Annotated in this window: 9 protein-coding genes; 2 read left to right on the top strand and 7 right to left on the bottom strand. The window is 74.8% G+C overall.

Features of this window, described 5'->3' with window-relative positions; all coding sequences use genetic code 11:
- Positions 1–339 precede the first annotated feature (339 nt).
- The 6 genes from sbnB to ACZ5DC_RS21140 all read right to left on the bottom strand — a co-directional run bounded on the left by sbnB (position 340) and on the right by ACZ5DC_RS21140 (position 6,380).
- Positions 340–1,347, bottom strand: coding sequence for a 2,3-diaminopropionate biosynthesis protein SbnB (gene sbnB, locus ACZ5DC_RS21115; protein ID WP_468654786.1), 1,008 nt, complete (start codon positions 1,345–1,347; stop codon positions 340–342).
- A 38-nt stretch (positions 1,348–1,385) separates the two neighbouring features.
- A complete protein-coding gene (gene sbnA, locus ACZ5DC_RS21120) occupies positions 1,386–2,333 on the bottom strand; it encodes a 2,3-diaminopropionate biosynthesis protein SbnA (protein WP_468654788.1) in 948 nt (315 codons plus the stop codon).
- On the bottom strand, positions 2,330–3,556 hold the full coding sequence (locus ACZ5DC_RS21125) for a glutamate synthase-related protein (protein WP_468654790.1): 1,227 nt from the start codon (positions 3,554–3,556) through the stop codon (positions 2,330–2,332). The genes sbnA and ACZ5DC_RS21125 overlap by 4 nt, the downstream gene beginning before the upstream one ends.
- Complete coding sequence (locus ACZ5DC_RS21130; RefSeq protein WP_468654792.1) at positions 3,553–4,566, bottom strand: asparagine synthetase A; 1,014 nt, start codon at positions 4,564–4,566, stop codon at positions 3,553–3,555. Before ACZ5DC_RS21130 ends, ACZ5DC_RS21125 begins: the two co-directional genes overlap by 4 nt.
- A 73-nt stretch (positions 4,567–4,639) precedes the next feature.
- Positions 4,640–5,923, bottom strand: coding sequence for a methylaspartate mutase (locus tag ACZ5DC_RS21135; protein WP_468654794.1), 1,284 nt, complete (start codon positions 5,921–5,923; stop codon positions 4,640–4,642).
- Complete coding sequence (locus ACZ5DC_RS21140) at positions 5,910–6,380, bottom strand: cobalamin-dependent protein (protein ID WP_468654796.1); 471 nt, start codon at positions 6,378–6,380, stop codon at positions 5,910–5,912. Before ACZ5DC_RS21140 ends, ACZ5DC_RS21135 begins: the two co-directional genes overlap by 14 nt.
- A 374-nt stretch (positions 6,381–6,754) precedes the next feature.
- On the opposite strand from ACZ5DC_RS21140, the gene ACZ5DC_RS21145 reads away from it, so the two are divergent.
- Entirely contained in the window at positions 6,755–15,595 is an 8,841-nt protein-coding gene (locus ACZ5DC_RS21145; protein WP_468654798.1) for a non-ribosomal peptide synthetase, read from the top strand.
- 92 nt (positions 15,596–15,687) lie between these two features.
- On the opposite strand, the gene ACZ5DC_RS21150 is transcribed toward ACZ5DC_RS21145, so the two are convergent.
- Positions 15,688–16,683, bottom strand: a complete 996-nt coding sequence (locus ACZ5DC_RS21150) for a helix-turn-helix domain-containing protein (RefSeq protein WP_468654800.1) — start codon at positions 16,681–16,683, stop codon at positions 15,688–15,690.
- Between the two features lie 874 nt (positions 16,684–17,557).
- Between ACZ5DC_RS21150 and ACZ5DC_RS21155 the strand changes: the two genes are divergently transcribed.
- The gene (locus tag ACZ5DC_RS21155) at positions 17,558–17,764 is read left to right on the top strand and encodes a hypothetical protein (RefSeq protein WP_366755021.1); all 207 of its coding nucleotides are present in this window, start codon (positions 17,558–17,560) and stop codon (positions 17,762–17,764) included.
- Positions 17,765–17,891: the final 127 nt, after the last annotated feature.

Genomic DNA, 17,891 nt, shown 5'->3' on the forward strand with positions numbered 1-17,891 from the left:
GGCAGCGCACCGCTTGGCCCGGCCCGTTCCCGCCCGGCCCCGCCCCACGACGCGGCACCGGAGGTCTCGTCCGGACCGGCCGGCACGCGCCGGCACGCGGCGCACCACGTGCACCCGGAGCCGGAAGACCACCGAGGGGGCCAGGTCCGTGCTGCAGGGCCCCCGGCCCTTCCTCTCCCTCCCCGCCCCCCGGCTCACCGTCCCCCCTCTCCCTCTCTGCCTTTCCCTCTCTCCTGTCCTTGCGGTGCACGCGGCGACGCCCCGGTCTCGTGCTCCCACCTGGTGCGGGGTGGGAGCACGAGACCGGGGCGTCGGGGGCGGCGGCCGGCGCCGCCCGGCTCACCAGCGCTTCAACTCGGGGAAGAAGCCCGGTATCTCGGTGGCCCGGCCGGTGCGCACGGCCGTCCGGTAGATGTGGTAGCCGACGGCCAGGTCGAGGACGCCGAGGCCGAAGGGGGAGAACACGGTGGGGCGGTCGTGGCCGAGGGTCACGTCACCGCGCAGCACGTCGGCCAGCGTGCCGTCGATGAAGTCGCGTGTGCCGTACTCCGTTTCCGTGAGGTGGGGCGAGGTCCGCGCGGTGAGGCAGTGGTCGATGTCGTCCAGGACGTTGTGGCACTTGATCATGACGGTGGGGTGGATGTCGCGCAGGGACAGGTTCAGGATGAGCTGGCCCGGCAGGAGGGTCTGCCCGTCCGTCAGCCAGGGCGCCGGCGCGGTGGTGGCGAGGACGACCAGGTCGGCGGTGGCCAGGGCCGCGTCGATCTGTGACACGGTGCGGGTCCGCCAGCCGTGGGTGCCGGCGGCGTAGGCGGCGAAGGTCTCGGCGTACGCGTCGACGTGGTCGTGGACCAGGCACTCGCGGACGTCGGTGCCGCGGGCCGCGAGGAAGTCGGAGACGGTCCGGCCGATGACGCCGGCCCCGACGAAGAGGACCGTCTTCGGGGTGTCGGCGTCGGCGAGGGTCTCCACGGCGAGCGCGGCGGACGCCGCCGTGCGGGCGGCGCTGATGCCGGACGCCTCCAGGCAGGCGAACGGGTAGCCGGTCTCCGCGTCGTTCAGCACGAGGACGGCGGAGGCGCGCGGCAGGTTCTGGCGTACGTTCTGCGGGTAGCTGGCGATCCACTTGAGGCCGGAGACCGGTGTGTCGCCGCCGATGTGGGCGGGCAGGGCGATGATCCGGGCGCCGGGATCGTCCGGGAAGCGCAGGAAGTGGCTGTTGGGGTTCACGGTGGCCCCGCGGCTGTGCTGGAGGTAGGTCTCCCGCACGAGGTCCAGGACGTCCGACGGCGCGGAGCCGATGACATCCTGGGCGACGGAGCCGTCGATCACGTGGAAGGTCGACATCGGTGGTTGCCTTTCGGGGGCAGGTGGCGCGGGCGGGATCAGGTCAGGACGCCGAGGTTCCGCTCGACCCAGTCGTCGTTGTAGATGGTGCCGAGGTACCGCTCGCCCAGGTCGGGGGAGACGGCGGCGATGCGGGAGCCGGCCGGCAGGGTGTCGGCCCGGCGGCGGACGGCGGCCAGCACCGAGCCGGTGGAGCCGCCGGTGAGGAGGCCGTGGGAGCGGGCGAGCAGCCGGCACTCGCGCACGGCCTCCTCCTCGGCGACCAGGACGACGTCGTCGGCGAGGCCGGGCTCGAACAGTTCGGGGACGCGGCTGGCGCCCAGTCCGGGGATGCGGCGCGGGCCGGGTGCGGCGCCGAGGATGACGGAGCCGAGGGCGTCCACGGCGACGATCCGGGTGTGGGGCGAGAACTCGCGCAGGTACCGCGCGCAGCCGACGAAGGTGCCCGTGGAGCCGACGCCGATGAACAGGTAGTCGAGGTGCTGGACCTCCTTCAGCAGGGTGCGCGCGGTCTGCTCGTAATGGGCGCGCGGGTTGGCCGGGTTGGCATACTGGTTGAGCCAGACCACGGTCGGGTCCGCTTCGATGTGGCGCCGGATGTGGGCGATGCGTGACTGGAGGAAGCCGCCGTTGGCGTCGACGGTGTCGACGACGACCACCTCGGCGCCCAGGGCGCGCATGTGGTCGATGCTGGTGGCGTTGGTGTTCGGGTCGACGACGCAGGTGAAGCGGTACCCCTTCGCGGCGCAGATGGAGCTGAGGGCGATGCCGAGGTTGCCGGAGGAGGACTCGATCACGCGGGCGCCCGGCGTGAGGACGCCGCGGTGCTCGGCGTCCTCGATGAGGCTCAGCGCGGTCTTCAGCTTGACCGAGCCGGCCGGGTTGAGGCCCTCGATCTTCAAGAAGACGTCGGAGCCGGGCACCATCCGGGGCAGCAGGACGAAGAGGTCGTCGGTGACGAGTTCGTAGGCGTGCTCGTGGATCATGACCGGGGCTCCCACAGGTCTTCGGGGCCGGTCTCCCGCGCCGTGTAGTGGCCCAGCGCGCTGACGGCCATGCGCAGTTCCAGAGCCATGGCGTCCAGAAGGCGCTCCAGTCCGTGCTCGGGGTCCTCGTCGGCGGCGATCAGGGCGGCGCGGCCGAGGCCGACGGCGCGGGCGCCGAGGGCGAGCAGCTTCACCGCGCGCATGCCGTCCCAGACGCGTCCGCTGGCGAGGAGGGTGCCGCCGGCGGGGTCGACGCGGCGCAGGGCTTCGGCGAGGGGCAGCCCGACGTGGCCGAGGAAGCCGGTGGGGGCCCAGCCGGTGCCGCCCTCGGCGCCGTCGACGGCGACGGCGTGGGCGCCGGCCTCCCAGGCGACGGCGGCGGCGTGACCGACGTCGCGGCCGGGGAACAGCTTCACCCAGCAGCGGGCGCGCGGGTAGTTGTTGCGCATGAGCTGGATCTGCCGGCGGAAGATCTCGTCGGTGAAGGTGCCGGGGCTCGCGCAGCGCAGGAGCGACGAGGAGCCGGGGCCGAGCCGTTCCACCGCGTACTGCCCGGCGAGGTCGGACGCGACCGCCTCGCTGATCATGGTGAGGCCGCCGAGGCCGGGCTTGGCGCCCTGGCCGACCTTGAGTTCGAAGCCGAGGCGGCCGGAGGTGAGGAGAGCGGTGACGGCCGGATCGCTGTAGACGTGGTTCCAGACCTCGGAGTCGGCGTCCTCGGTGCTCTGCTGGACGCAGACGCCGCCGACCCCGTCGGGGAGTTCCTCGCAGTACGCCTGGATGCGTTCCAGCAGGCCCTTGCGGTGGTCGTCGCCGCCGGCCCGGAAGCCGTTCATGGGGGCGACGTTCTCGCCGATGACCATGGGGATGCCGAGCCGTCCGGCCTGGCGGCTGAGCGCGAGGCTGGTGCCGGCGACGCGGGTGGAGCCGAGCGCCGACAGGTACACCGGCAGCGGGGCGGTGAAGCCGCCGAGGTCGGTGTCGAGCCGGACGTCCGAGTAGAGGGGTTCGCGGCCGAGGTCGATGAGTGTGGCGAGGCGGCCCGGCATGAACACGGGCGGGACCAGGCGCAGCGCGTCGATCTCGTCGCCGGCGGGCGTGGGGGAGGCGCCGAAGACGGTGGTGCCGTACGTGTCCAGGGGCGGGAAGACGGCGGCGGCGCCGTCGCGGGCCCGGGCGCGGACGGCGTCCTCGGGCAGGCCCGGTGCGGTCAGCGCGGTCACGGCGACACCACCCCCGCGACCTTCGGGAAGGCGGTGGTCCGCCAGGCGGAGTCCAGGCCGGTGACCCAGCGGGTCAGCCGCTCCAGGCCGATGCCGAAGCCGGCGCTGCTGGGGATGCCGTGCCGGGCGACGTCGAGGTACCAGGCGTACTTGGAGGGGTTCTCCCCGGTTTCCCGCATCCGGGTGACCAGGGCCGCGTAGTCGTACTCGCGTTCGCTGCCGCTGCACAGTTCGCCGCAGCCCTCGGGGGCGATGAGGTCGAAGTTGAGCAGGGTACCGGGCGCGGCCGGGTTCTCCTTGTCGTAGAAGCCGCGGGAGCCCTTGGGGTAGCCGACGATGAAGAACGGGGCGTCGGCCTGGCGGGAGATGCGCTCCTCGGCCTCCCATTCGATCTCGGTCCCGGCGGCCTGCGGGTAGCCGTCGCGGCGCAGGCCGTCGACGACCTCGCCGTGCGGGACGCGGGCGAAGGGCCGGGCCACGTGGCGGCGCAGGGTGTCGGGGTCGCGGCCGAGGACGGCGAGGTCGTCGCCGCACTCGTCGACGGCGGTGGTCACGGCGCGGCGGACCAGCTCCTCGGCGACCTCCATGGCGATGTCACGGGTGGCGCCCGCGTACTCGACGTCGATCTGCCGGAACTCGGCGAGGTGGCGGTGGGTGCTGCTGGTCTCGACGGGTTCGAGACGGACGTTGGGCGCGATGAGGAAGATGCGGTCGAAGGCCAGCAGCGAGGCCTGCTTGTAGAGGATGGCGCTGGTCATCAGCTTGTAGCGGTGGCCGTAGTAGTCGACGTCGACCTGCTTGGCGCCGCGCGAACCCGGGTCGGTGACGGGGCCGATGACCGGGTGGGCCATCTCCACCGCGCCGTCGGAGCGCAGGAAGGCACGGGCACCGGCCACCAGTGCCTGCTGGACGCGCAGGGCCGCACGGGTGCGCGGGTCGCGCAGGTGCTCCAGCGGCGAGGGCAGCACGGGGGCCTCGGGGGCCGGCGGGAGATCCATCTGGAGTGTCATGTTCGTCCTGTCCTGTCGTTACCGGGGCGGGGTGACCGGCCACCGGTGGCGGAGGGGATCCGTAAGCGGGGGGTCAGCCCGCCCTGCCCGGGAGGGCGGCGGGGTCGTCGTAGCGGTTCTTGACGTGGTTGAGCGCGTGCAGCAGTCCGGACGAGGTCAGCCGCCTCGACGGCGCCGCCGCGGTGGACCGGCCGAGCGGCAGCGATCCGGTGCGGGACCACTCCAGGCGGCCGCGGTCGGAGATGAAGCTGCGGGTGCGGCCCGCGTTGTCGGGGTGCAGGCAGAAGGGCACGTCCAGGTAGCCGTGCGCGAAGGCGCGGACCAGCGCCTGGCCGAGGTCGTCGTGCAGGTGCAGGACGGCCTCGACGAGGGAGCGGGCCTCCGCCTCGATGCCGGTGGACGGCGGCGGGGCGGCCGGCCGCGCGGTGCGGGCCGCGGCGGCGGCGGTCTCCAGCGCGGTGACGTTCTCCTCGACGGAGGGGATGCGGGCCGACTCCGCCGGTGTCTTGACGATGAGACGGGCGGCCCCGGTGCGTACGGCGAGCCGGGCGGCGTCCGCGACCAGCCGCAGCGCACCCACCCGGGTCTCCGGGTAGACCCCCATGTACGCGTAGACGACCACGTGCCAGGAGGTGTCCGGAAGGTGGTCGGCGGCCAGGGCGCGCAGCGCGTGCACGGCCTCCTCGTCCTGTTCCGCACTGATCTGCTGGGCGTAGCTGAGGGAGACGCTGCGCAGGCCGTGCCGGCGGAAGAACTTCGCTTCCAGGACCGAGAGGGCCACGAGCAGGGAGGGCGGGCAGAGCTGGCCCAGCATGCAGCCGCCGAAGGTCTCCAGGTGCGGTTCGGCGCCGGTCTCGCGCAGGGCGGCGAGGCTGCGGCACGCCTCGGCCCAGGCGCGGACCGACGTGGCCAGCGGGGTGCGGCCGTAGGGCAGGCAGTAGGAGACGGGGCCGCCCTCGGTGGCGTCGAGTCCGGCGGCGATGAGGGCCTCGACGATCCGGCCGGGCCGCGCGGACCCGTGCCGCACCTGTACCGGGAAGCCGGGCCCGTGGACGCCGTCGAGCAGACCGGTGGTGGTCGCACGGTCCATGCTGACCAGCGGATAGCCGTTGAGGTGATGGCCCTGGGCCACGGCGCGGGCGGCGGCGGCGTAGTCGCCGACGCGGGTGAAGCTGTCCAGGGTGAGCGTGCCGACGGTGGTGGCGTCGGCGGCCCGCGTGGCGATCAGGCCCGCACGCATCCGGGCGGGGTCGGCGAAGCCCATGCGGGGCTGCACGACGAGGGTGCCGGCGCGGGCGGCGTCCGCCATGAAGCGGTGGAAGGCGCCCGCGGCGGGGGCGGGCTCAGCGGACGGCATCGGCGTGGGACCTTCCGTGCCGGTGCCCGGGCAGGCCGTCGAGCAGGGCGAGCAGCCCGGGGACGGCGTTCGCGCCGGTCAGGACGGCGTCGAAGCCGGCGTCGGTGAGCGCGGCGTGGACGTCCGGGCCGGTACGGCCCGAGGTGTCCAGCTTGCCTCCGACGACGAGCGGCACCTCGGCCAGCGCGGGCACGGCGCGCACCGCCCGGGCCAGGCCGGGGGCCTCTTCGGCGCCGTGACCGTTGACCGTGCTGACGACGATGAGGTCGGGCGTGCGGGCCGCGGCCTCCTCGACCAGGGCGGCGACCGGGACGCACGCGCCGAGATTGGTGACCTCCCAGCCCTGTTCCTCGAGCAGCAGTTGCAGGAAGAGCAGGTTCCAGGTGTGTGAGTCCGAGGCGATGGTGGTCAGGACCGCGTGGCGCGGGCCGTCCGGGAGCTGGTGATGCGGGTACACGACCGGCTTTTCCTCTCGACACCGTGATGGGGCCGCGACCGCTGCGATCGGGCCGGGTGCCCGTGCATGCGCCCTCGATCGCGGCGTACGGGCTGTCCACTCGTGACGCCGTCCATGGTGGCCAGGGGTGATCGCGGGCGGCACTGGGCAGTTGTGACCACCCCGCGGGGCGTCACTTGTGCCCACTGGGAGCCCGCCGCCCGCGCGCCCTAGCGTGCTTGTCGCGGACGTTCCGCCGGGGCCGTGGTCGTGCCGGCGGCGCGGCCCCCGGCCCGCCCGGGGCGCCCCGCCCCACCCCTCACCGCCCGTCGTACGACGTGCCGCCCGTGAACCGCTTGTACCGCTGACGATGTCCTGACGATGGGGAGTGAACGGTGGCTGATCACCAGCTGGGGGAGTGGAGGCACGAGTCGGCGGCCCTGGAACCGCTGGAACTGCCCTGGGACCGACGGCCGTCGGAGGACGGTCCGGGCCCCGCGGACCGGGTTCCGTTCGACGTGCCCGCCCGGACCGCCGACGCGCTGGCCACGCTGGCCCGCGATACCGGCGTGGAACTCCCCGCGGTCCTGCTGACGGTGTTCCACACGCTGCTGGGCCGGTACGCCGGCCGGGGCGACGTCCCGGTGGCAGTACCGGCGGACGTCCCGGGCACGGCGATCGTCGTACCGGGCGCGGAGGGCGACCCGGTGTTCACCGAGGCCGTGGCGCGGGTCGCGCGGGACATGGCGGACGCCACCGGCCGGGCGACGGCGCCCGGCGCGGTGCCGGCGGGCGCGGTGGCGTGGTTCGCGTCGCGCACGGCCGTCCGGGAGGCGGCCGTGTTCCCGCCGGACGCGCCCGTCACCCTGGAGGTCGTCGCGGACGGCGGCGGACTGAGCGGCGTCCTCGGCTACCGCACCGATCTGTTCGAGCGGGCCACGGCGGAGCGGCTGGCGGGGCACTTCGCGACACTCGCGTGCTCCGCCGGCGACACCCCCGGCCGGCCGCTCAGCGCGCTGGAGATGCTGACGCGGCCCGAGCGGCACCGGATCCTCCACCGGTGGAACGGGCCGCGGTCCGCGTTCCCGGACACGACCGTGCACCGGCTGGTGGAGGAGCGGACCGCCCTCCAACCCGACGCGGTGGCCCTGGAGCACGGCGGACGGCGGATGACCTACCGGGAGCTGGACGAACGGGCCGAGGGGCTGGCGCGGTACCTGGCACAGCGGGGCGTCGGCCCCGGCACGCTGGTCGCGGTGTGCCTGGACCACGGCCCGGACCTGGTGTGCGCGCTGCTCGGCGTGCTCAAGTCGGGGGCCGCCTACGTGCCGCTGGACCCGGCCTACCCGGCCGAGCGGCTGCGGTACATGGTCGAGGACAGCGCCGCCCCGGTGGTGGTGACGCAGTCCGCGCACGCCGGCCTGTTCGCGCCGGGCACCGCGCTGCTGCTGGCCGACCGGGAGTGGCCGGCCGGCACCGGCACCGCCCCCGCCGCCGCGGGCCCGGACGACGTGGCGTACGTCATCTACACCTCGGGCTCCACGGGCCGCCCCAAAGGCGTGCGGGTCGGGCACCGCGGCGTCGTCAACTACCTGCACTGGTGCGACCGGAACTATCCCCCGGCACCCGGCGCGCGGACGGGTTCGCTGCTGTGCTCGTCGGCGGCGTTCGACCTGACGGTGACCGCGCTGTTCCTGCCGCTGGTGCAGGGGCTGTGCCTGGTGGTGCCGCGGCCGGAACCGGGCCGCACGGTGTTCGACGCGGCCGTGGACATCGTCGCGTCCGGCGTCCCCATCAGCTTCCTGAAGGCGACGCCCTCGCACCTGGAGCTGCTGACCGCCCGGCTGGAGCAGGACGGCGTCCGGCACCGCATCGCCACGGTGGTCGCCGGCGGCGAGGACCTGACGCCGGCGCTGGCGCACCGGGTGCTGGAGCTGGGCACCGGGGACACGGCCATCGTCAACGAGTACGGGCCGACCGAGGCGACCGTCGGCAACGTGGTCAGCCGGACGGTGTCGGTGGACCCGGCGGCGGACCACGTGCCGATGGGCCGGGCCATCGACAACACCGAGGTCTACGTGGTCGGGGCGCACGGCGAGGTCCAGCCGGTCGGCGTCCCCGGCGAGCTGCTGATCGGCGGCGTCAACGTGGCCCTCGGCTACCTGGGGCGGCCCGAGCTGACGGCGCGGCGGTTCGTGCCGCACCCCTTCTCGGCCGATCCCGAGGCCCGCGTGTACCGCACCGGCGACCTGGTGAAGTGGCTGCCGGACGGGCGCCTGGTCTACCTGGGCCGGATGGACGACCAGGTCAAGCTGCGCGGGCACCGGGTGGAACTCGGAGAGATCGAGAACGCCCTGCTGTCCCGGCCGGACGTCGCGGCGGCCACCGTCGTGGTCCGCGAGGACATCCCCGGTGACAAGCGGCTGGTGGCGTACCTGGTGCCGGCCGGCGGCGCGGCCCCGGCCGCGGCAGGGCTGCGCGCGGCGCTGGCGCGCGAGCTGCCCGCGCACATGGTCCCCGCCCGGTACGTCGTACTGGAGCGGCTGCCGCTCACCCCGAACGGCAAGGTCGACCGGCGGGCCCTGCCCGCGCCCGAGGGCCACCGCCCGGCCGTCTCCGCCGCGTTCGCCGAGCCGCGTACGCCCACGGAGCGGACGGTCGCCGGCATCTGGGCCGAACTGCTGGGCGTCGACGCGGTCGGCGTGGACGACGACTTCTTCGAACTGGGCGGCCACTCCCTGCTGGCCGCCCGGGTCGCCTCCCGGCTGCGCCGGGACCTCGGCGCGGACGTGCCGCACCGGACGCTGTTCGACGCACCGACACCGAAGCTGCTGGCGGCCGCCGTGGACGCGCTGGGGCCGGGCACCTCCGCCGCGATCCCGCGTGCGGACCGCTCGGCGGGACCCCTGCCGCTGTCCTTCGCGCAGCAACGCCTGTGGTTCCTGGACCAGCTGGCGCCGGGCCGGGCCGAGTACGCGATCCCGGTGGGGCTGCGCGTGGCGGGGGACTTCGCACCGGACGCGTTCGGCACCGCGCTGACGGCGCTGACCGCCCGGCACGAGATCCTGCGGACCCGGTTCCTCGCGGACGGCACGGGACGCCCGTACCAGGTCGTCGACGCCGTGCGGGAGGTGCCGGTGGACGTCCACGACGCCCGCCACCTCGGCGACGGCGCCGCGCGGGAGATCCTGCGCGAGGCGGCGGGACGGCCGTTCGACCTGGCCGCGGGACCGCTGCTGCGCGCGGTGGCCGTACGGGTGGCCGACGCGGAGTGGCTCCTGCTGCTCGCCGTGCACCACATCGTCTCCGACGGCTGGTCGGAGGGCATCCTGGCGCGGGAGCTGGGCGAACTGTACGGCGCGGCGGTGGCCGGCCGGCCCGACACCCTGGCCCCCCTCGGCCTGCAGTACGCGGACTTCGCGAGCTGGCAGCGCGCGGCACTGGACGGCCCGGTCCTGGAGGGGCAGTCCGCGTACTGGCGGGAGCGGCTCGCCGCGGTGCGGCCGCTGGAGCTGCCGGCCGACCACCGGCGGCCGGCCGAGCGGTCGGGCCGGGGCGGCACGGTGTCCTTCGCGGTGCCCGCCGACGTGGCCGGCGCGGCCCGGCGGCTGGCGGCGGGGCAGGGGGCGAGCCTGTTCATGTCCCTGCTGGCGGTGTTCCAGCTGCTGATGGCGAAGTACAGCGGCCAGGAGGACATCGCGGTGGGCACCCCGATCGCCGGCCGCAACCGCGCCGAGACCGAGGACCTGATCGGCTTCTTCGTCAACACCCTCGTCCTGCGCACCGACCTGTCCGGCGACCCGGCCTTCACCGAACTCCTCGACCGGGTCAAGGACACCGCGCTCGGCGCCTACGATCACCAGGACCTGCCCTTCGAACGCCTCGTGGAGGAACTCGCCCCCGACCGGGACCTGTCCCGCCATCCGCTGTTCCAGACGATGTTCGTGCTCCAGAACACCCCGGACGGTCACGCCTGGCGGCTGCCCGGAACGGTGGTGGAGCCCTTCGCGGTCCGCGCGGAGGAGGCCAAGTTCGACCTGACCCTGTTCCTCACCGAGCGGCCCGACGGTTCGCTCGACGGCCGGCTGGTGTTCGCCCTCGACCTCTTCGCACCGGACACGGCCGAGCGGCTGGCCGAGCACTTCACCACACTGCTGCGCGCGGCCGTCACCGGCCCGCGGCGCCGGCTGTCGGAGCTGGAGGTGCTGGCCGGCGCCGAGCGGCGCCGGGTGCTGGCCGACTGGAGCGGGACGGAGACCGCCGCGCACACCGAAGCCGAAGCCGAAGCCGAAGCCGGGGCGACGGTGCACCGGCTCGTCGAGGAGTGCGCCGCCCTGCGACCGGACGCCACGGCGGTGCGCTGGGCCGGCGGGGACCTGACCTACCGCGAGCTGAACGCGCGGGCCAACCGGCTCGCCCGGCACCTGCGCTCCCGCGGAGCCGGCCCCGGTGCCGCGGTCGCCGTGTGCCTGGAGCGCGGCCCCGAGCAGATCACCGCACTGCTCGCGGTCCTCAAGTCCGGCGCCGCCTACGTACCGCTGGACCCGGAGCACCCGTCCGACCGGCTCGCCTACATGGTCGCGGACGCGCGGGCCGGCCTCGTCGTCACCGATGCCGCGGGGGCCGCACGGCTGCCCGAGGGGCCCGGCCGGTTCCTCACCGACCGGGACTGGCCGTCCCTCGCGGACCTGCCGGCCCACGACCCGGAGCCCGCCGCGGCCCCCGGCGACCTGGCGTACGTGATCTACACCAGCGGCTCCACCGGCCGGCCCAAGGGCGTCGAGATCGAGCACCGCAGCCTGGTCAACCTGGTCCGCTGGACGGCCGGCACCTTCGGCGCGGCCCCGGGACGGCGGGTCGCGCTGCTCGCGGGCGTCGGGTTCGACGCGTCGGCCTGGGAACTGTGGCCCGCGCTGGCGACCGGTGCCACCGTGTGCGTACCCGACGACACGGTGCGGCTGACGCCGGCGCTGCTCCAGCGCTGGCTCACCGAGCAGCGCGTCACGGGCACCTTCGTCTCGACACCTGTGCTGGAGGCACTGGCGGCCCTCGACTGGTCGGAGCCGACCTCCCTCGCGTACGTGCTGACCGGTGGGGACGCACTGCGCCTGCCGGCCGGGCTGCGCCTGCCCTTCCGCGTCGTCAACAACTATGGACCGACCGAGTCGACGGTGGTGACGACCTCGGCGGAGGTCGTCCCCGGCACGGCCGTGCCACCGATCGGCCGGCCGGTGCGCGGCACGTTCGTGTACGTCGTGGACCGGCACGGCCGGCCGGTGCCGCCCGGAGTGCCGGGCGAACTCCTCGTCGGCGGGACCGGGCTGGCCCGCGGCTACCGGGGGCAGCCGGACCAGACGGCACAACGCTTCGTGACCGTCCACGTCGACGGCACCCCGCGCCGGGTCTACCGCACCGGGGACCGGGTGCGCTGGCTGGGCGACGGGCAACTGGAGTTCCTGGGACGACTGGACGAGCAGGTCAAGCTGCGCGGGCACCGCATCGAGCCCGGGGAGATCGAGGCGGTGCTGCTGGCCGGCCCCGACGTCGCCGCGGCCACCGTCGTCGTCCGCGAGGACACCCCCGGCGACCGGCGGCTGGTCGCCTACGTCGTCCCGGCGGCGGGCGGTCGCGTGACGGGCGAGGCGCTGCGCGGGCGGCTGCGCCGGGAACTGCCCGACTTCATGGTGCCGTCCGCGTTCGTGGCGCTGGAGCGGCTGCCGCTCACCCCGAACGGCAAGGTGGACCGGCGGGCGCTGCCCGCGCCCGAGCCCCGCGCTTCCGCGGCCGGCGGTCCCGCCCCCCGTACCCCGGTCGAGCGCGCGATCGCGGCGGCCTGGTCCCAGGTGCTGGGCACCGAGGTCACCCGTGTGGACGACAACTTCTTCGAGCTCGGCGGCCACTCGCTGCTCGCCACCCAGGTGACGTCACGGCTGCGGGACGCGCTCGGGGTGGAGGTGCCCGTACGGGCCCTGTTCGCCGCACCCACTGTCGCCGAGCTGGCCGCGGCCGTCGCGGAGCAGGCGGCGGACACGACGGCCGGCGCCGAGCGGATCGCGCCGGCCGACCGGACCGGCGGGCCGCTGCCGCTGAGCTTCGCCCAGCAGCGGCTGTGGTTCCTCGACCAACTGGAACCCGGACGCGCGGAGTACGCCGTACCCTTCGCGCTGCGCGTCAACGGCCCGCTGGACACCGCCGCCCTCGACGCGGCGCTGACCCGCATGCTGGCACGGCACGAGATCCTGCGGACGCGGTACGTCGCCGACGAGGACGGAGAGCCGGCACAGGTCGTCGACCCGCCGGCACCGGTGCGCACGGCCGTCCACGACCTGCGGCACCTCGCCGATCCCGGGGAACGGCAGGAGGCGGCACGGCGCCTCGCCCGGGCGGAGGCCGCCCGCCCGTTCGACCTGGCGGCGGGACCGCTGCTGCGCGCGCACCTGCTGCGGCTGGCCGACGAGGAGGCGCACCTGCTGCTGACGGTGCACCACATCGCCTGCGACGGCTGGTCGGAGCCGCTCATGGCGCGCGAACTGCGGGAGGGCTACCGGGCGGCGACCACCGGTACCCCGCCCGAGGGAACGGAACTGCCGGTGCAGTACGCGGACTTCGCCGTGTGGCAGCGGCACCGGCTCACCGGTGAGGTGCTGGACGGACAGCTGGCGTACTGGCGGGAGCGGCTCGCCGGGGTGGAACCGCTGGAACTGCCGACCGACCACCGCCGTCCGGCGGGACCGCCCGGCGGCGGCGACACCGTGACGTTCCAGGTGGGCGCGACGGTGGCCGCAGGACTGCGGAAAGCGGCCAGGAACGGCTCGGCGAGCCTGTACATGGTGCTGCTTGCGGCGTTCCAGGTGCTGCTGGCCAAGTACGGCCGCCAGGACGACGTGACCGTCGGCAGCCCGGTCGCGGGCCGCAACCGCGCCGAGACCGAGGACCTGATCGGCTTCTTCGTCAACACCCTCGTCCTGCGCACCGACCTGTCCGGCGACCCGACGTTCGCCGAACTCCTCGACCGGGTCAAGGACACCGCGCTCGGCGCCTACGACCACCAGGACCTGCCCTTCGAACGCCTCGTGGAGGAACTCGCCCCCGACCGCGACCCGTCCCGCAACCCCCTGTTCCAGACGATGTTCGTGCTCCAGAACACGCCGGACCAGCACGGCTGGAGCCTCCCGGGGCTGGACGTCGAGCCGTTCACGGTCACGCTGCCGGACGCCAAGTTCGACCTCACCCTGATGATGTCCGAGGACGCGGACGGCGGTCTGCGCGGCGCCCTGGAGTACCGGACCGACCTCTTCGAACGGGACACGGTCGCCCGGCTCGCCGGCCACCTGGGCACCGTACTGGAGACGGTGGCCCGCGAGCCCGCTGTCCGGCTGTCCGGGCTCTGCCTGCTCACCCCCGAGGAGCGGCGGCGCACGGTGGCCGAGTGGAACGACACCGCCACCGCCTTCCCGGACACCGCCACGCTGCACGGCCTGTTCGAGGAGCGGGCGGCACGGCAGCCGGACACGGTGGCCGTCGAGGGGCCGCACGGCACGCTGACCTACGGCGAGCTGAACGCCCGCGCCAACCGGATCGCCCACCACCTGCGCACCCGGTACGGGGTGCGGCCGGACATGCCGGTCGCGGTGTGCCTGGAGCGCGGCCCGGACCTGGTGACGGCCGTACTCGGCGTCCTGAAGGCGGGGGCGCCGTACGTGCCGCTGGACCCGGACTACCCGGCCGAGCGCCTGGCGTACATGGTCCGGGACACCGCGACCCCGGTCGTCCTCACCGGCGCCGCGCACACCGGCCGGCTGCCCTCGGACGTACCCCTGCTGCTGCTCGACGAGGACACCGCGACGCTGGCCGGTGAGCCGGACACCGACCCCCGGCCGGTCACCGCACCGCACCACCTGGCCTACCTCATCTACACCAGCGGATCCACCGGCCGCCCCAAGGGCGTGCAGGTGGAACACCGCAGCGTGGTCAACCTGGTGCACTGGACGGCGCGCGAGTACGGGCTGGAACCCGGGCAGCGGATCGCGCTGCTGGCCGGGATCGGCTTCGACGCGGCGGCCTGGGAACTGTGGCTCGGCCTGACCCGGGGCGCGACCTGCTGCGTCACCACCGAGACCGTCAGGCTCACCCCGCACCTGCTGCGGGACTGGCTGTGCGAGCAGCGCGTCCACGCCACGTTCCTGTCCACGCCGATGCTGGAGGCGCTGATGGCGGTCGAGTGGCCGGCCCGCAGCACACTCCGGTACGTGCTGACCGGCGGTGACCGGCTGCGGATGCCGGCCCGGGCCCGGCTGCCGTTCCGCGTCATCAACAACTACGGCCCCACCGAGACCACCATCATCGTCACCTCGACGGTGGTCGAACCCGGCGACGCGGTCCCGCCGATCGGCCGGCCCATCCCCAACGTCCTGGCGTTCGTGGTGGACCAGCACGGTTGCCCGGTGCCGGTCGGGGTGCCCGGCGAACTCCTCGTCGGGGGCGTGCCGGTGGCCCGCGGCTACCGGGGCAGGCCGGAGCTGACCGAGCAGAAGTTCACCGCGTACGAGGCCGAAGGGCTGAGCACCAGGGTCTACCGCACCGGTGACCTGGTGCGGTGGCGGGCCGACGGCCAGCTGGAGTTCCTGCGGCGGATCGACAACCAGGTGAAGATCCGCGGCAACCGCATCGAGCTCGGCGAGATCGAGGCCACCGTGCTGACCCACCCCGGCATCGGCGAGGTCAGCGTGGTCGTCCGCGAGGACACACCCGGCGACAAGCGGCTCGTGGCGTACCTCGTGGCCACCGGCGCGGACGCGCCGAGCACCGCGGACCTCCACGCCCACCTGGGCCGGTTCCTGCCCGACTACATGATCCCGGCGGCGTTCGTCACGCTGGACCGGCTGCCGCTGACCGCCAACGGCAAGGTGGACCGGGCGGCCCTGCCGGTGCCGGACCACCAGCGGCCGGACCTGGGGACGGAGTACACCGCCCCGCGCAACGCCGTCGAGCGGACCGTCACCGCCGTGTGGCAGGAACTGCTGGGCATCGAACGCGTCGGCGTGCACGACAACTTCTTCCAGCTGGGCGGGCATTCGCTGCTCGCCACACAGGTCGCCTCCCGGCTGCGGAAGGCGCTGCGGGTCGACGTGCCGGTGCGGGCCGTGTTCGACTCGCCCACCCCGGCGGGGCTCGCCCAGGGCATCGCCGACCTGATGATGGCGGCCATCACGGCGCAGTTCGCACCGGCCGGGTGACGGCGCCCGGTGCCACACCGTGAAGGGGCCGGACCTCGTCGTGGAGGTCCGGCCCCTTCACCGTGCGCCGGTCACGCCGGGTGCGCGGCGCCTCAGGCCACGTCCTCGGCGCGGATGCCGCCGCTGGCCAGCGCCAGCGCGCCGAGCTGAAACCGGCTCTGGGCGCCGAACCGGTCGGTCAGCTTCTCCGACAGCCGGCGCACCGTGCGCAGCGAGACGTCCATCCTGCGGGCCGCCGCCGCGTCCGTGAGCCCCTGCGCCCACAGCCGGAGCACATGCTGCTCCTGGAGGGAGAGGTCGCCGCGGGTACGCGGGCGCGCCTCCGTGAACGGCACGGCCTCCTTCCACAGCCGGGCGAACAGGGTCGCGAAGGCTTCCGTGACCGACTCGACGCTGCACGCCATCGCGCCGATCACGCTGTGGCCGCCGATGACCGGCACCACGGCGTGCCTGCGGTCGGAGAGGATCATCCACACCGGCAGCGACGGCAGGGTGCGGACGGTGCCGCCGCACTCCTCCGCGCGACGCAGGTGCTCCGTCGCCCCGGGGTCGTTGCGCACGCTCTCCAGCACGATGGCCCGTGCGGGAGTGCGGCGCCGCCGCAGGATCTCGTCCACCGGCCGGCCGGCCTCCAGGGCCGCCGTGTCCAGCCGCTCGGCCGGTCCGACGGTCAGCCACTCGTTCGCGCACTCCTCGGCGAGAGAGGTGACGTGCCGCCACACGGCGTCCGCGCCGGCCAGCCACTCGACGTCCGGAACGCTCGCACGGCCGCGCCGCCCGCGCTCCGACAGCAGTCGCGTCACCTCCAGCCGGCTGCCCTCCACCTGGAGGCGGTGGCGGGCGAGTTCGTCCTGCTGCCGGGCGAGCATCGCCGCCAGCCCGACCTCCGGATCGACCGGACGCCAGCCGCTCGCGGAATCCCCCGGGACGACGAGCAGCAGGGCGGACAGCCGCTCCAGCCCCTCCTGGACCGTTTCCTCGGTCTCTCCCAGATGCTCGGCCAGCTCGGACACCTTCGCGCCGGGCCGGTCGGCCATCGCGATGTACACGCTCCGCGCAACGGAGTCGATACCCAGAGAGGTCCGCATGTCGTCCACTCCTGTAAGTCTTGTCGTACGGCACCTGTTGGCTGTGGGACACGGGTCGAGATCGGGCCGGCGGCGCCCCCCGGGACACGACCGCGGGCCGCCGGCCGGACACCAGTACAGCGGGAGCCGCCGCGGCGGCGGATGCGGGCCGAACCCCCAAGTTCCTCGCGCACCACCACGCCCGGGTCGGGCGGGGGCACCACCACGGGCCGCGCTCCCGCCCGGCCGCCGGCGCTCCGGCGCTCGCGTCCACCGCGCCCCGAGCGCGGACCGGACGCCACCGCGCGCACCGGCCGCTTCCCCGGCCGTCGGCCCGTCGCCCCGTACGCACGAAGGGCGTGCACCCCGGGTCGTGCGCGCCCCCATATACCCGCACGGCCGGCCACCCGCTCCGTACACCCCTCGGCCACCCGGCAGCTGGCCCCGTCGTCAGCCGCCTCCACGCCGCCGGCCTGCGCTTCTCACCGGGCCGGGCGGCACGGTCCGATCCGTCGTCGCCCGGCGCCGCGTGCCCCGCGGCACCCCGCCTCCCCATCGGCCGGCGGCACCGGGCAGGGGCCGCCGGGAAATATGGGGGACAGTTCCCCATGCGGGCCCCCACCGCATCTGTGACCTTGTTCTCGTGAGCCCATCAGCAGCACCCGCGACTCCCCGCAGCACGCACCACCCGGCCCTCGCCCGACGGGCCGTCACGATCGCCCAGCCCGGCACCGGCCGCGAACCGCTCCGCACCGGCGCTCCCGTCCCGGCCACGGCGGTCGCCGCATGTCGCCCCACCGGCCGGCCGTCCGCACGCTGAGCGTCACCCGGCGGATCCGCCCACGCCGTCCGCACACCTTCCCGTAGCCGCCCTCACAGACACGAGGTTCTCCCCATGGCCGAGCTCCGTCGCGATGCCTCCTCCGCGCCCGCCGACCTTCCCGCCCGTCCGGCCGACGACTCGGACGCCGCCGGCGGCATCACCCTGTCGGGCCGCAACCGCGCCTGCGCCCGAGCCCGCGTCCTGGCCGGCATGGTCCTCACCAGCGGTCTCGTCATCACCCTGACCTCGATCGACACCTCGGTCTCGGCCCCGCACTGAAGCGCCCGCCCCGCGCCGGGGCGCCGGCGGCCGGGCCGGCCGCACCTCGTGCCCACCGATGCCGGATTGGCGCACACCACCGGACCGGCGGGACCGGACCGAGACGGGGAAGCCGGACCGCTCCGGC

Source organism: Streptomyces sp. NPDC031445 (assembly GCF_055581365.1).

Excerpts from the sequence above, each read along its gene's own strand:
- ACZ5DC_RS21150 (WP_468654800.1), bottom strand. The coding sequence starts at position 16,683 with ATGCGGACCTCTCTGGGTATCGACTCCGTTGCGCGGAGCGTGTACATC.
- sbnA (WP_468654788.1), bottom strand. The coding sequence starts at position 2,333 with ATGATCCACGAGCACGCCTACGAACTCGTCACCGACGACCTCTTCGTC.
- ACZ5DC_RS21130 (WP_468654792.1), bottom strand. The coding sequence starts at position 4,566 with ATGACACTCCAGATGGATCTCCCGCCGGCCCCCGAGGCCCCCGTGCTG.
- ACZ5DC_RS21155 (WP_366755021.1), top strand. The coding sequence starts at position 17,558 with ATGGCCGAGCTCCGTCGCGATGCCTCCTCCGCGCCCGCCGACCTTCCC.
- ACZ5DC_RS21135 (WP_468654794.1), bottom strand. The coding sequence starts at position 5,923 with ATGCCGTCCGCTGAGCCCGCCCCCGCCGCGGGCGCCTTCCACCGCTTC.
- sbnB (WP_468654786.1), bottom strand. The coding sequence starts at position 1,347 with ATGTCGACCTTCCACGTGATCGACGGCTCCGTCGCCCAGGATGTCATC.